The sequence below is a fragment of the Kitasatospora sp. Ki12 genome (assembly GCF_054601375.1).
Genome location: NZ_BAAIHT010000003.1, coordinates 2033329 through 2049178 on the forward strand (window position 1 = coordinate 2033329; position 15850 = coordinate 2049178).

A 15850-nucleotide genomic window follows, 5' to 3' on the forward strand; every position below is an offset into this window, starting at 1 on the left:
CGCACGTCAGCACGGCAGCTGGGCCGCACGGCAGCAGGGCAGCAGGGCAGCAGGGCAGCAGCACGACGGCAACACGAGGAGGAGGGCGGCCCCCCGTCCCGGGACCGCCCTCCTCAGTTCCTTCCGCCGACCGCCGGCTAGGCGGAGCGCGCCGCCTTCAGCAGCGAGCGCACCGCCGTCAGGCTGCGGGCCACGTTCTCGCTCGGCGAGAGCTCCCGCATCTCGGCGGAGAGGACCTCCACCGCCAGCTGCACCTTCGTCCCCTTGGCGTCCAGGGTGCGCAGCAGACCGACGAGGTCGAAGCCGCCGGCGCCCGGCAGCAGCCGGCCGTTGACGCACTCGTCGTTCAACGAAACGGTCAACTCGGCGGGAGCGTCCGACAGTTCGACGCCGATGACGTGCCGGCCGGCGATCTTCGCCAGCGCCTCCGGGCCCGTGGGGTCACGGAAGAGGTGCCAGGCGTCGATCAGCAGACCGCCGTTGGGGCGGTCCGCCAGGGTGACCACGTCGGCCGCCACCGCGTAGGTGAAACCGGGGTTGATCGCGATGGACTCCAGGGCGACCTGGAGTCCGCGATCGGCCGCCCGGTCGCACAGCGCGGCGAACCGCTCGGCCAGGTACTCGACCGGCGGCAGTTCGACGCCGGTCGGGTAGTAGCAACTGGCCTTGAAGCGCCGGGCGCCGGCCTGCTCGGCCAGCGCGAGCAGGCCGTGCTCCATGGCGTCGGCCTTCTCCTTCAGCTCCGCCGGAGCGTCCCAGCCGAACAGGATCTCCAGCTCGCCGATCCGGACGCCGTGGCCGTCCAGGACCGCCCGCAGCTCGGCCGCCCCACGGGTCTCCAGCAGCTGGGCCAGTTCCTCCTGGCCCATGCCGGTCGCGGTGCAGCCGTGCTCGGCCAGCGCCGCGACCCGGCTCTCGAAGGAGTCCCGCACCGGCTCGTCCCATCGGGAGCCGGTCAGGTGGAGGTGGGTGAAGAAGACGTCGTCCTGGTCGAGGAGGTCCACGGCGGCGGGAGCCGCGTGGTCCGTGCTCACTCGCCCAGCCAGGTGGAGATCTCCATGCCGTCGCCGATCGGCACGGTCGCGGTGTGGTACTTGCCACTGGTACGCACGTACTCGAGGTACGGCACGTGGATCTGCGGCGAGTGGTCGGTGTCGTCGACGATGACCAGCGCGCCGGGGGCGAGCTTGGACTCGACCAGCTTCAGGATCGGAAGGTTGAGGTCCTTCCAGGCGTCCAGCAGCAGCAGGTCGATCGGGCCCTCGACATCGGCCAGGGTCTCGCGGGCGTCGCCCTCGCGCAGGTCGAGGAGCCCGTCCAGGCCGGCCTCCTCCAGGTTCTTGCGGGCGACCGCGGCCTTCGCCGGGACGGCCTCGGTGCCGATCACCACGCCGCCGCCGTTGTCCTGCACGGCCGAGGCGAGGAAGATCGTCGAGATGCCGAAGGAGGTGCCGAACTCGACGACACGCTTGGCCTTGATGCCGCGGGTCAGCACGTACAGGAAGTCGCCGACCTGGCGGTCGACCGGCAGGTACGCCTCGGAGAAGAGCTCGTTCAGCTCCTGGTGCGAGTAGTCCTCCAGGGGGCGGTTGTGCGAGATGTGGGTCTCGATCGCCGGCGGGTCCTTCACCTGCTCATCGGCGTAGAGCCGGTCGAGGAGTTCGCGCACGCGCTGGGTGGTGATGGTGGTCATCGGGTGCCTTTCCCGCTGAAGGGTGGAACTCCGGAGGCAAGAACTCCGAAGGAGCGTGGGATCCCCAAGTCGCTTCGCGGCGACCGGCCTTCCCTTCTTCGCGGCATCAGTCTCGGCGCCGGGTGGGGGGCTGTAAACCCCAGCACAGGGCCCGACAACCCCTAGCGGCGCCCCCCGGAGCAGCGGCGGTAGGGGTCCGCGCGGCCCTATTCAGGGGGTTCCAGCGCCTGGTTTCCGGGCTAGCGTCACGCTCAGCGTCATTGTCGACATGAGCTGGGGTGGTGGCCGTGCCGGGAATTCCGGTCGTCAAGGGGAGCGTCCCGTTCGGGAATTACCGGACCTGGTACCGGATGGACGGCCGGCCCGGACCGGACCGCCCCACCCTCGTCGTCGTCCACGGCGGTCCGGGCAGCACCCACGACTACCTGACCTCCCTCGCCGAACTCGCCGAGCAGGGCTTCCCGGTGGTGCTCTACGACCAGCTCGGCAACGGCGGCTCCACCCATCTGCCCGACCGCGGTGCGGATTTCTGGACCGTCCAGCTCTTCCTCGACGAACTCGACAACCTGCTGCGCGAGTTGGGGATCCAGGACAACTACGTCCTGTTCGGCCACTCCTGGGGCGGAATGCTGAGCGCCGCGCACGCCGCCGCCAGGCCGGCCGGCCTGCGCGGGCTGGTCATCGCCAACTCGCCGGCCTCGTACGTGCTGTGGCGCCAGGAGATGAAGGTGCTGCGGGAGCAGCTCCCGCCCGGTGTCGACGAGACACTGCGCCGCCACGAGGCCGCCGGCACCACGGACTCCCCCGAGTACTTCGAGGCGATGACCGTCTTCTACCGCAAGCACGTCTGCCGGGCCGACCCGTGGCCGCGCGAGTTCATGGCCACGACGATGGAGGTCTTCAACAACCCCACCGTCTACTACGCGATGAACGGCCCGAGCGAGTTCCACGTCGTCGGATCGCTCAAGGACTGGTCGGTGGAGCCCGTCCTGCCCGACATCGCGGTCCCCACGCTGGTGATCTCCGGCCGCCACGACGAGGCGACCCCGGTCACCGTCCAGCCGTACCAGGACCTCATCCCCGACGTCCGGTGGCACATCTTCGAGGACTCCAGCCACGGCCCGCACCTGGAGGAGAAGGAAGCCTTCGCCACCGTGCTGACGGAGTACCTGCACGGCCTCGGCTGACCGGCCGCCCACCCGCGAGATCGCGCCCGCCCGTAGACACCCCAGTGAACAGAGGTTGATGGTGACCGTGGACCAGTCGGTCGACAAGATCGTCGAAGCGCTGCGCAGCTCCCTCGTGCAGAACGAGCGGCTGCGCCAGCAGAACGCCAAGCTGACCGCGGCGGCGACCGAACCGATCGCGATCATCGGCATGGCCTGCCGCTTCCCCGGCGGCGTCTCCTCCTCCGAGGACCTGTGGCAGCTGGTCGTCGACGGCGTCGACGCGGTCTCGGACTTCCCCACCGACCGCGGCTGGGACCTCGCCAACCTCTACGACCCGGAGCCCGGTACGCCCGGCCGCACGTACACCAAGGTCGGCGGCTTCCTCCACGAAGCGGGCCGCTTCGACGCGGACCTCTTCGGCGTCAGCCCCAACGAGGCCCTGATCATGGACCCGCAGCAGCGGGTGTTCCTGGAGGCCTCCTGGGAGGCGCTGGAGCGCGCCGGCGTCGACCCGACGGCACTCAAGGGCAGCGCGACCGGCGTCTTCTCCGGCGTCAACTACCACGACTACGGGATCGGCACCGACGGCGACAGCACCAGCAACGGCTGCTTCGTCTCCGGCCGGGTCGCCTACACCCTCGGCCTGGAGGGCCCGGCCGTGTCCGTCGACACCGCCTGCTCCTCCTCGCTGGTAGCGCTGCACATGGCCGCCCAGTCGCTGCGCAGCGGCGAGTGCTCCCTCGCCCTGGCCGGCGGGGTGACCGTCATGGCCACCGCACACACCTTCGTCGAGTTCGCCGCCCAGCGCGGGCTGTCGGCGGACGGGCGGTGCAAGGCCTTCGCCGACGCGGCGGACGGCACCGGCTGGGCGGAGGGCGTCGGCGTCCTGCTGGTGGAACGGCTGACCGACGCGGTGCGCAACGGCCGCCGGATCCTGGCCGTCGTCCGCGGCTCCGCCGTCAACCAGGACGGCGCCAGCAACGGCATCACCGCCCCCAACGGGCCCGCACAGCGCCGGGTCATCCGCGCCGCGCTGGCCAGCGCCCAGCTCACCGCGGCGGACGTCGACGCCGTCGAGGCGCACGGGACGGGCACCACGCTGGGCGACCCGATCGAGGCCCAGGCGCTACTGGCCACCTACGGCCAGAACCGCGAAGAGCCGCTCTGGCTGGGCTCGTTGAAGTCCAACATCAGCCACACCCAGGCGGCGGCCGGCGTCGGCGGCATCATCAAGATGGTCGAGGCCATGCGCCACGGCGTGCTGCCGAAGACCCTGCACGTCGACCAGCCGTCCACGCACGTCGACTGGGAGGCCGGCAAGGTCCGGCTCCTCACCGAGGCCAGGGAATGGCCCGCGACCGGGCGTCCGCGCCGGGCCGCCGTCTCCTCCTTCGGCGTCAGCGGCACCAACGCCCACGTCATCATCGAACAGGCACCGGAGGCCGAGGCGGAGCCGGAGACACCCCGCACGGACCACCACCCCGCGGTGCCGCTGGCCTGGCCGCTGTCCGGCCGCACCCCGGAGGCCGTCCGGGCCCAGGCGGCCCGCCTGCTCGCGCACGTGGAGACGACGGACGCCGACCCGCGCGACGTCGCCCACTCCCTCACCACCACCCGGGCCCAGCTGGACCAGCGGGCCGTCGTCATCGGCAGCGGACGCGACGAACTCCTCGACGGGCTCCGCGCACTGGCCGAGGGTACGGCCGGATCGGCCGAGATCCGCCGAGCCCGCCCGGGTGCCCGGCTCGCGTTCCTGTTCACCGGCCAGGGGGCCCAACGGCTTAACATGGGCCGGGAGTTGTACGAGGCGTTCCCCGTCTTCGCCTCGGCCCTGGATGCCGTGCTGGAGCGCTTCGACGTCCCCGTCCGGGAGGTGATGTGGGGCGAGGACCCGGACGCGCTCAACCAGACCGGCACCGCCCAACTCGCCCTCTTCGCCTTCGAAACCGCCCTCTACCGGCTGCTGGAGTCGCTGGGCGTACGCCCGGACTACCTCGCCGGACACTCCCTCGGCGAGATCACCGCCGCCCACGCCTCCGGCATCCTCACCCTCGACGACGCCTGCACCCTCGTCTCCGCCCGCGCCCGCCTCATGCAATCCCTGCCCACCGGCGGAGCCATGGCCGCCCTACGCGCCACCGAAGACGAAATCCTCCCGCTGCTCGGCGAGGACGTGACGATCGCGGCCGTCAACTCGGCTGACAGTGTGGTCGTCTCAGGAACCGAAGCCGCCGTGGACGCCGTGCTCGCCCACTTCGCCGACCGCAAGCACACCCGGCTGAAGGTCTCCCACGCCTTCCACTCCCCCCTCATGGACCCGATCCTCGAAGACTTCAGGACGGCCGCCAAGAGCATCACCCACCACACGCCGACCATCCCGGTCATCTCCAACCTCACCGGCCAGCCCCTCACCGACGCCAACGCCGACTACTGGGTCAACCACCTCCGCGGCACCGTCCGCTACCACCACACCATCACCCACCTCACCACCCAAGGCATCACCACCCACCTCGAAATCGGCCCCGACGCCGCCCTCACCCCCTCACCGACAACACCACCCCCACCACCCGACGCAACCACCCCGAACCCCGTCAGCTAGTCACCGCCCTCGCCACCCTCCACCTCACCCCCTCAACCCCACCGCCCACACCATCCCCCTCCCCACCTACGCCTTCCAGCGTGAGCAGTTCTGGCTGCCCACCCCGCTGACCACCGCCGACCCGGCGGCTCTCGGCCTCACCCCCCTGGGCCACCCGATCCTCACCACGCACCTCACCGTCCCCGACACCGGCACCACCGTCCTCACCGGGCGCCTGTCCACCACCGCCCAGCCCTGGCTCACCGACCACGTGGTCGCGGGCACCATCGTCTTCCCCGGTACCGGCCTGATCGAGCTGGCCACCCAGGCCGGCGACCACACCGGCTGCCCGACCGTCGAAGAGCTCACCCTCCACACCCCGCTGACCGTCCCCGAGCACGGCACCGTCCAGCTCCAGACCGTCGTCACCGCACCCGACGCCACCGGCCGCCGCACCCTCACCATCCACTCCCGCCTCCCCGACGAGCAGGACTGGACCCGCCACGCCGAAGGCACCCTCGCCCCCACCACCGACCCGACACCCGAACCACTCACCACCTGGCCCCCCACCGGCGCCGAACCGGTGGACGTCAGCGGGCTGTACCCGCGGATGGCCCTGGGTGGTCTGCCGTACGGCCCGGTGTTCCAGGGCGTACGCGCCGCCTGGCGCCTCGGCGAGGACGTCTACGCCGACATCGCCCTCCCCGAGGACGAGGACGCGTCCCCGTTCAACCTGCACCCGGCGCTGCTCGACGCCGCCCTGCACCCGATGGCGCTGACCAGCGCCTCGGAGGACCGCGCCGCCCTGCCGTTCGCCTGGTCCGGCCTGCACCTGCACGCCACCGGCGCCCGCGCCCTGCGCGTGCGGATCACCCCGCTGCGGCACGGCGAGATCCGGCTGACGGCCGCGGACCCGACCGGGCAGCCGGTGCTGGCACTGGACTCGCTCGTCCTGCGGGAGTTCAGCGCCGAGCAGATCGGTGGCGGCCCCGGCCGCAACCCCTTCGAGTCGCTCTACCGGGTGGCCTGGGAGGCCCTGCCCGCGCCCGCGGGCGGCGTGCCCGAGGACGGCCCGGCCGCGTCGTACGGCCGCTGGGGCGAGCCGACGGCCGACGGGGCGGTGCCGGGCCTGGTGTTCCTGGACGCCGCGCCGGCCGAGGGCCTGGACGTTCCGGAGGCGGTGCAGGAGCTGACGGACCGCCTGGTCGGTGCGCTGTCCTCGTGGGCCGCCGACGAGCGCTTCGCCGAGTCCCGGCTGGTCGTCCGCACCCGGGGCGCGGTCGCCCTCGACGGCGAGCGGGTCACCGACCTGGCCGCCGCGTCGGCGTGGGGCCTGGTCCGGGCGGCTCAGGCCGAGGCACCGAACCGCTACCTGCTGGTGGACGCCGACGACGCGACCACCGAGGCCCGGATCGCCGCGCTGCTGGCCTCCGGGGACGAGCCGCAGCTCGTGGTGCGCGCCGGTACGGCCCACCTGGCACGGCTGCGCGCGGTGTCCGCCCGGGACGGGCTGGTGCCGCCGGCCGGGCCCTGGCGGCTGGAGACGACCGGCGGCGGCACCCTGGAGAGCCTCGAACTCGCCCCGGCTCCGGACGCCGCGGCGCCGCTGGAGCCCGGACAGGTCCGGGTCGGGGTCCGGGCGGCCGGCGTCAACTTCCGGGACGTGATGATCGCGCTGGGCATGTACCCCGGCGGAGGGGCGATCGGCGGCGAGGGTGCCGGCGTGGTGCTGGAGTGCGGGCCCGGGGTCACCGGCCTGCGGCCCGGCGACCGGGTGTTCGGCATCTTCGAGAACGCCTTCGGCCCGGTCGCGGTGAGCGACCACCGGCTGCTCGCCCCGATGCCGACCGGCTGGACCTTCCAGCAGGCGTCGACCGTCCCGATCGTCTTCCTCACCGCCTGGTACGGCCTGGTCGACCTGGCCGCGGTCCGTCCCGGCGAGCGGGTCCTGGTGCACGCGGCGACCGGCGGTGTCGGCATGGCCGCCGTCCAGGTGGCCCGGCACCTCGGGGCCGAGGTGTTCGGCACCGCCTCCCCCGGCAAGTGGCCCGCCCTGGCCGAACTCGGCCTGGACGAGGCGCACATCGCCAACTCCCGCACCCTGGACTTCGCCGACCGGTTCCGCACCGCCACCGACGGCGCCGGGGTGGACGTGGTCCTCAACTCGCTCGCCCGCGAGTTCGTGGACGCCTCGCTCGGTCTGCTGCCGCGCGGCGGCCGCTTCGTCGAGATGGGCAAGACGGACGTCCGCGACGCCGAACAGGTCGGCCTGGACCACCCCGGCGTCACCTACCGGGCGTTCGACATGCTGGACGCCGGGCCCGAGCGGATCCGGCAGATGCTGCACGAGCTGCTGCCGCTCTTCGAGTCCGGCGCGCTGCGCCCGTCACCGGTCACCGCGTGGGACGTCCGCCGGGCCGCCGAGGCCTTCCGGCACATCAGCCAGGCCCGGCACGTCGGCAAGGTGACGCTCACCGTCCCCACCGACCTGGACCCCGAGGGCACGGTCCTCGTCACCGGCGGCACCGGTGGCCTCGGCGCCCTGGTCGCCCGCCACCTGGTCGCCGAGCAGGGCGTCCGCCACCTGCTGCTGCTCAGCCGGCGCGGCGGCGACGCGCCCGGCGCCGCCGAACTCGTCCGCGAACTCACCGGACTCGGCGCGGACGTCCGGATCGCCGCCGGGGACGTCGCCGACCGGGAGCTGCTGGCCGCCGTCATCGACGGCATCCCCGCCGAACACCCGCTGACCGGCGTGGTGCACACCGCGGGCGTCGTCGACGACGGCGTCATCGCCTCGCTCACCCCCGAGCGCGTCACCACCGTCCTGCGCCCCAAGGCCACCGCCGCCTGGCACCTGCACGAGCTCACCCGCCACCTCGACCTGGCGATGTTCGTCCTGTTCTCCTCCGCCTCCGGCATCGTCGGCTCCGGCGGGCAGGGCAACTACGGCGCGGCCAACGCCTTCCTGGACGCCCTCGCCGCCCACCGCCGGGCGACCGGACTGCCCGGTCAGGCACTGGCCTGGGGCCTGTGGGCCGACGGCATGGGCCGGGCGATGAGCGAGACCGACATCCGCCGGGTCACCCAGTCCGGGATGCGCCCGCTCTCTGCCGAGCAGGGCGTCGGGCTCTTCGCCGCCGCCACCCGGCTCACCGAACCGGTGGTCCTCCCGATGCGGCTCGACCTCCAGGTCGTCCGCACCACCACACCGCTGCTCTCCGGACTCGTCCGGGTACCCACCCGCCGCACGGCCGCCGACGGCGCCGCGAACGGCGACACGCTCGCTCTGCGCATCGCCCAGGCCCCGGCCGACGAACGGCTCGAACTCGCGCTGAACGCCGTCCTCACCCAGGCCGCCGCCGTCCTCGGGCACAGCTCGGGCGCCGCCGTCGACCCGCTGCGGGCCTTCAAGGACCTCGGCTTCGACTCGCTCTCCGCGATCGAACTGCGCAACCGCATCAACACCGCCTCCGGCCTGCGCCTGCCGGCCACCCTCGTCTTCGACTACCCGAACGCCGAAGCCCTCGCCCGCCACCTCGCGGCCGAGCTCGCCGCCGACGGACCCGGCACCGCGGCCACCACCGCCACGCCCGGCAGCACCGGACGCACCGCCGGCGCGGGCGACCCCGACGAGCCGATCGCCATCATCGGCATGGCCTGCCGCTACCCCGGCGGCGTCTCCTCACCCGAGGACCTGTGGCGGCTGGTCGCCGACGGCGTCGACGCCGTCTCGGACTTCCCCACCGACCGCGGCTGGGACCGGACCCACCTCTACGAGGCCGCGGCCGGCGCCGACGGCGGTCACACCCTGGAGGGCGGATTCCTCTACGACGCGGGCCGGTTCGACCCCGCGTTCTTCGGCATCAGCCCGCGCGAGGCGCTCGCCATGGACCCGCAGCAGCGCCTGCTGCTGGAAGCCTCCTGGGAGGCGCTGGAACGGGCCGGGATCGCCCCGGCATCGCTGGCCGCCACGGCGACCGGCGTGTTCGTCGGAGCCTCGCACCAGGAGTACGCGAGCGGCTCGGGCGTCCCCGAGGAGGTCGCCGGGTACACGGGCGCCGGACGGGCGACCAGCGTTGCGTCGGGGCGCATCTCCTACACCTTCGGGTTCGAGGGCCCGGCCGTCACCGTCGACACCGCCTGTTCGTCCTCCCTGGTCGCGCTGCACATGGCCGCCCAGTCACTGCGCAGCGGCGAGTCCACACTCGCCCTCGCGGGCGGGGTCTGCGTGATGGCCACCCCCGAACTGTTCGTCGAGTTCAGCCGCCAGCGCGGACTCGCCGCGGACGGGCGCTGCAAGGCCTTCTCCGACGCGGCGGACGGCACCGGCTGGGCCGAGGGCGTCGGCATGCTGCTCGTCGAACGGCTCAGCGACGCCCGACGCAACGGCCACCCGGTGCTCGCCGTCGTCCGCGGCACGGCCGTCAACCAGGACGGCGCCTCCAACGGCCTCACCGCCCCCAACGGCCCCGCCCAGCAACGCGTCATCCGCGCGGCACTGACCAACGCGCAACTGACGGCGGCCGACGTCGACGCCGTCGAGGCGCACGGGACGGGCACCACGCTCGGCGACCCCATCGAGGCCCAGGCGCTGCTCGCCACCTACGGGCAGGACCGCGACGAGCCGCTCTGGCTCGGCTCGTTGAAGTCCAACATCGGACACGCCCAGGCCGCGGCCGGTGTCGGCGGCATCATCAAGATGGTCGAGGCCATGCGCCACGGCGTCCTGCCGAAGACCCTCCACGTCGACACACCGTCCAGCCATGTCGACTGGGAGACCGGCAAGGTCGAACTCCTCACCCAGGCCCAGAACTGGCCGCAGACCGGGCGCCCGCGCCGGGCCGCCGTCTCCTCCTTCGGCATCTCCGGCACCAACGCCCACGTCATCATCGAACAGGCCCCCGAACCGGCAGCCGTCGAACCGGCCACCCCGGCCACCGAGCCCGCCCTGCCGCTGGCCTGGCCCCTGTCCGCCCGCACCCCGACGCCCTGCGCGACCAGGCCACCCGCCTGCTCGCCCACATCGAGGCGACCGACGCCGACCCGCGCGACATCGCCCACTCCCTCACCACCACCCGCGCCCAGCTGGACCAGCGGGCCGTCGTCATCGGCACCGGACGCGACGAACTCCTCGACGCGCTCCGCGCACTGGCCGAAGGGAAGAACCACCCCGGGATCGTCAGCAGCCAGCCCCTCACCGGCCGCCTCGCCTTCCTCTTCACCGGCCAGGGCGCCCAACGCCTCGGCATGGGCCGGGAGCTGTACGAGGCGTTCCCCGTCTTCGCCTCGGCGCTGGACGACGTCCTCGCACGCTTCGACGTCCCCGTCCGGGAGGTCATGTGGGGCGAGGACCCGGACGCCCTCAACCAGACCGGCACCGCCCAACTCGCCCTGTTCGCCTTCGAAACCGCGCTGTACCGACTGCTGGAGTCGCTGGGCGTACGCCCGGACTACCTCGCCGGACACTCCCTCGGCGAGATCACCGCCGCCCACGCCTCCGGCATCCTCACCCTCGACGACGCCTGCACCCTCGTCTCCGCCCGCGCCCGCCTCATGCAGTCCCTGCCCACCGGCGGCTCGATGGCCGCCCTGCGCGCCACCGAAGACGAAATCCAGCCCCACCTGACCGACGACGTCACCATCGCCGCCGTCAACTCCGCCGACAGCGTCGTCATCTCAGGAACCGAAGCCGCCGTGGACGCCGTGCTCGCGCAGTTCGCCGACCGCAAGCACACCCGACTGAAGGTCTCCCACGCCTTCCACTCCCCCCTCATGGACCCGATCCTCGAAGACTTCCGGGCCATCGCCACGAGCATCACCCACCACGCGCCGGCCATCCCGGTCATCTCCAACCTCACCGGGACACCGCTCACGGAGGTCTCCGCCGACTACTGGGTCAACCACCTCCGCGGCACCGTCCGCTACCACCACACCATCACCCACCTCGCCACCCAAGGCGTCACCACCCACCTCGAAATAGGCCCCGACGCCGCCCTCACCCCCCTCACCCCCAACACCACCCCCACCACAAGCCGCAACCACCCCGAACCCCGTCAGCTGGTCACCGCCCTCGCCACCCTCCACCTCACCCCCTCAACCCCACCGCCCACACCATCCCCCTCCCCACCTACGCCTTCCAACACCGGACGTACTGGCTCGCCACACGGGCCGGATCCAGCAGCCCCGACCATCCGCTGCTCGGCGTCGCCATCGACACCCCCGACGGCGCCACCCACGTCACCAGCAGCCTCACCCCGGACGCCCTCCCCTGGCTGACCAGCACCGCCGTCGTCGAGCTGGCCACCCGGGCCGGCAACCACACCGGCTGCCCGGTCATCGAAGAGCTCACCCTCCACGCCCCGCTGACCGTCCCCGAGCACGGCACCGTCCAGCTCCAGACCACCGTCACCGCACCCGACACCACCGGCCGCCGCACCCTCACCATCCACTCCCGCCACCCCGACCAGCAGGACTGGACCCGCCACGCCGAAGGCACCCTCGCCCCCACCACCGACCCGACACCCGAACCACTCACCACCTGGCCCCCCACCGGCGCCGAACCGATCCCCCTCGACTCCCTCGACGGCCTCCACGACCAGCCCGCCGTGCTCGACACCGCGCTCCGGTGCCTGCGCGCCGTCTGGCGCCTCGGCGAGGACGTCTACGCCGACATCGCCCTCCCCGAGCACGAGACCGAGACCGAGGTCAAGGCCGAGACCGAGGACGCGACCCCGTACAACCTGCACCCCGCCCTGCTCGACGCCGCCCTGCTCTCCGCCCTGGCCGCGCGGGGCGGTGTCGCCTCACCGGTCGCCTGGCGCGGGGTGAGCGTGTTCGCCGCCGGCCGGCGGGTGCTGCGGGTCCGGCTGACCCGCAGCGACGAGGAGACGGTGTCGCTGGGCATCGCCGACGACGAGGGCCACCCGGTGGCGGTGGTGGACGCCGTGACGCTGCGGGCCGAACGTCACCGGGCCCCGCTGTTCCGGGTGGAGTGGCAGCCGCTGGCACCGGCCGCGCCGAGCCGTTCCGCCGTTCTCGTGGAGCTCGGGGAAGTCCGGCCCACCGATGAGGAGTTGGCGGCCTCTGACGGCGCCGTCTTCCGCTGCCCGTCGAACGCCCGGGCGGCCGCCCGTACGCTGGCGGCGCTCCAGCGGTGGCTCTCGGACGACCGGTGCGCGGACACGCCGCTGGTCGTCGTGACGACCGGGGCCGTCGACGGGCCGGACCCGGCGCAGTCCCAGGTCTGGGGCCTGGTGCGCGCGGCGCAGGCGGAGCACCCGCACCGGTTCGTCCTGGTGGACACCGACGGCGGCCCTGGAGCCGAGCGGGCACCGGCGGTCGCCCTGGCCTCCGGCGAGGCCGAACTGGCCTTCCGGGGCGGCGTACCGCACTCCCCGCGCCTGGTCCGCCGCCGGTCCGTGGAACCCGAGGCCCAGGCCGCGACCGCGAGCCCGTCGTTCGACCCGGACGGCACCGTCCTGGTCACCGGCGGCACCGGCGCCCTCGGCTCCCTCCTCGCCCGCCACCTCGTCACCCACCACGGCGTCCGCCACCTGCTTCTGCTCGGCGCCGGTAGCGACCCCGCCGAACTGGCCGCCCTGGGCGCGGACGTCCGGGTGGCCGACGGGGACGCCGTCGCCGACCGTGACGCGCTCACCGAGCTGATCCGTGGCACCGAGCCGCCGGTCCGCGCGGTGGTCCACGCCGCTCCGGCCGGTGAGGCCGCGACGGTGTCCACGTTCGCCCCGGAGCGGTTCGGCGACCTGCTCGCCGCCGGGGCCGACGACGCCCGCACCCTGCACGAGGTCACCGGCGAACTCGGCCTGGAGCTTTCCCAGTTCGTCGTTCTCACCGGGGCGTCCGCACTGCTCCAGTCGGCCGGTCAGGCGGCCGCCGCAGCGGTCGACGCCGGGCTCGCCGCGCTCGCCGGGCACCGCCGCGGCCTCGGCCTCCCGGGGATCGCTCTCGCCTACGGGCCCTGGGCCGGGGCCGGGACGGAGGGGTCCGAGGACTCCGACCGTCCGTCCCGACGTCGGCCCGGTCTGCGGGAGTTGGCCCCGGCCGACGCCCTCGCGCTGTTCGACGAGGCCCTGTGCCACCCGGAGGCGCTCCTGGTGGCCGCGCGGCTCGACCAGGGCGCGATCCGCGAGCTGGCCTCGGACGGCGTCCTGCCGCCGCTGCTGCACGGCGTCGTGCGCCCGGTCGCCCGCTCCGGCTCGGCCGGCCGGGCCGACGGCGCCGCGGCCGCCGAGGACCTGCTCCGCCGGCTGGCCGGCCTGGCCCCGGCGGAGCGGGAACGGACGCTGACCGAGCTGGTGCGCTCGCACGTGGCCGTGGTGCTGGGGTACCCGTCGGCGGCCGCCGTGGACCAGCGGCTGCCCTTCCGCGAGTTGGGCTTCGACTCGCTCAGCGCGGTGGAGCTGCGCAACCGGCTGACCACGGCGACCGGCGCCGTGCTGCCCTCGACGCTGGTCTTCGACCACCCGACCGTGCCCGATGTGGTGGCTCTGGTGGACGAGCTGGTCGGGGAGGCCGAGCGGGCCGGGACGACGGGCGCCGTGCTCGCCGAGGTGGACCGCCTGGAGGCGGCCATGGACGCGGCGTTCGCGGCGGCCGATCCGGCGGGCGGGCCGGCGGCGGGTGACGCCGCCCGGGCCAAGGTGACGGACCGGCTGGAGGCGCTGCTGCGCCGCTGGCGGGTCGACCGGGAGGCGGTGCCGGAGGCCGACCTCAGCGCCGCGACCGACGACGAGCTCTTCGACATCCTCGACCAGGAGTTCGGCCTGCCCGACCAGCCCTGACCGCCACCGCCCGACACGGGCACGACTCCGCACCGCACCACGAAGCACCGCACCACGAAGCACCGCACCACGAAGCACCGCACCACGACCGCACCGCACCACGACCGCACCGCACCGAGCCCGCCGAGGACAGGGGCGACTAGGGGTGCCCGGCCGAAAAATCCCCGCCCTATCGTGGCGGGCGCCGGGCACCCCGCCCCGGGCCTTGCGCCCCCGGGCATCCGGGCCCGTACGCCGACCCGGGTGACCGCCCGGTGTTCTCCGGCACCATTCCCGTCGCGCGCCGAGGAGTTCCGCGCCACGGGGCCGACCGACACGATCGGAGCCCGTCATGACGACGACCGAACCGACCACCGAACCGGTGACCGACGCCACCCGCGAGGCGGCCAACACCGCGCTGAACCGTCTCGGCACGCCGCCGATGGTCACGGACCCGTACCCGCTGTACGACGAGCTCCGCTCCGCCGGCCGGGTGTTCCCGAGCGCCCAGTACCCCGGCCTCTGGGCGGTGACGGGCTACCGCGAGGTGGCCGAGGTCATGCGGATGCAGAACACCGCCAACGGCCCGGCGGCCGCGGCGAAGTGGCGCGAGGACTGGGCCGACCACGAGTCGATGCGCCTCTACCTGAGCGCCCTCGTCTGCCTGGACGCGCCGGACCACACCCGGGTCCGCGGCGCGGCCGGCCACGTCTTCACCCCGAACGCGATCCAGAAGATGCGCGAGGTCGTGGAGCGGCTGGCCGCCAAGCACCTGGACGACCTGGCCGAGCAGGGCGCGGGCGGTCGGCCGGTGGACCTGATCGACGTGCTGGCCAGCCGCTTCCCGGTGGCCGTCATCGCCGAGATGCTGGGCGTCCCGGACGACCAGGCGATGCTCTTCTACGAGCTGGCGAACGGCTGGACCCGGGTCTGGGCCGGCTACTACACCGAGGAGGACCTCGCCGGGGCCGACCGCGCCGCGACCCAACTGCGCGGCTACTTCAGCGAGTTGCTGGACGAGCGGGCCCGGAACCCGCGCGAGGACCTGCTCTCCGGCCTCGCCGCGCGGCGCGGCCAGGACGGGATGTCCGAGGACGAGCTGCTGGGCCTGGCGAGCTTCCTGTTCGTGGCCGGTTTCGAGACCACGACCAACTTCATCGGCAACGCGGTCCACGCGCTCTGGGAGTTCCCGGACCAGCAGAAGCTGCTGCGCGACGACCCGAGCCTGACCCCGAAGGCGATCGAGGAGCTGCTGCGCCACGGCACGCCGATCGTGGGCGCCAGCCGGGTCGCCACCGAGCCGACCCTGCTGGGCGGCCAGGAGATCCCGCCGGGCCACTTCATGTGGCTGATCCTGGCGGCGGCCAACCGCGACCCGCTGCAGTACCCGGACCCGGCCAAGCTGGACTTCACCCGCGACCAGGGCCCGCACCTGAGCTTCAGCGGCGGCCCGCACTTCTGCATGGGCGCGGCGCTGGCGCGGATGGAGACCCAGGTGCTCTTCCCGGCGCTGCTGGAGCGCTTCAAGACCATCGAGGTGGTCGGCACGCCGGAGAAGCGCACCGGCCTGGGCCTGATCGGTTACGAGCACCTTCCGGTCGTCGTGGGCTGACCGACCCGCCCGCACCGA

At 73.5% G+C, this 15850-nt stretch carries 6 protein-coding genes and 2 pseudogenes; 6 read left to right on the forward strand and 2 right to left on the reverse strand.

All coding sequences use genetic code 11. The annotated features are described in order from the left end of the window. Positions 1-137: 137 nt before the first annotated feature. Positions 138-1034 carry a sugar phosphate isomerase/epimerase family protein gene (locus tag ACYP53_RS39380; protein ID WP_229929104.1) on the reverse strand — a complete coding sequence of 299 codons (897 nt, stop codon included), beginning with the start codon at positions 1032-1034 and terminating at the stop codon, positions 138-140. Next, a complete protein-coding gene (locus ACYP53_RS39385) occupies positions 1031-1693 on the reverse strand; it encodes an O-methyltransferase (protein ID WP_189923822.1) in 663 nt (220 codons plus the stop codon). The genes ACYP53_RS39380 and ACYP53_RS39385 overlap by 4 nt, the downstream gene beginning before the upstream one ends. Before the next feature lie 278 nt (positions 1694-1971). Here ACYP53_RS39385 and ACYP53_RS39390 point away from each other — a divergent pair, with 278 nt between their 5' ends. From ACYP53_RS39390 to ACYP53_RS39415, 6 genes and pseudogenes are all read left to right on the forward strand, one after another. Continuing rightward, positions 1972-2880 carry a proline iminopeptidase-family hydrolase gene (locus ACYP53_RS39390; RefSeq protein ID WP_373313906.1) on the forward strand — a complete coding sequence of 303 codons (909 nt, stop codon included), beginning with the start codon at positions 1972-1974 and terminating at the stop codon, positions 2878-2880. A gap of 61 nt (positions 2881-2941) precedes the next feature. After that, the gene (locus ACYP53_RS39395; RefSeq protein WP_459650980.1) at positions 2942-5461 is read left to right on the forward strand and encodes a type I polyketide synthase; all 2520 of its coding nucleotides are present in this window, start codon (positions 2942-2944) and stop codon (positions 5459-5461) included. A gap of 157 nt (positions 5462-5618) precedes the next feature. Further along, positions 5619-6353, forward strand: a pseudogene (locus tag ACYP53_RS39400) (polyketide synthase dehydratase domain-containing protein); the annotation flags it as partial. A 231-nt stretch (positions 6354-6584) separates the two neighbouring features. Further along, a pseudogene (locus ACYP53_RS39405) lies at positions 6585-11856 on the forward strand (type I polyketide synthase); the annotation flags it as partial. 189 nt (positions 11857-12045) lie between these two features. Beyond that, positions 12046-14241 carry a type I polyketide synthase gene (locus tag ACYP53_RS39410; protein WP_459650981.1) on the forward strand — a complete coding sequence of 732 codons (2196 nt, stop codon included), beginning with the start codon at positions 12046-12048 and terminating at the stop codon, positions 14239-14241. Positions 14242-14572: 331 nt separating this feature from the next. Further along, positions 14573-15832 (forward strand): cytochrome P450, encoded by a 1260-nt coding sequence (locus ACYP53_RS39415; protein ID WP_189926033.1) that lies wholly within the window; start codon positions 14573-14575, stop codon positions 15830-15832. The last annotated feature ends 18 nt before the right edge of the window (positions 15833-15850 follow it).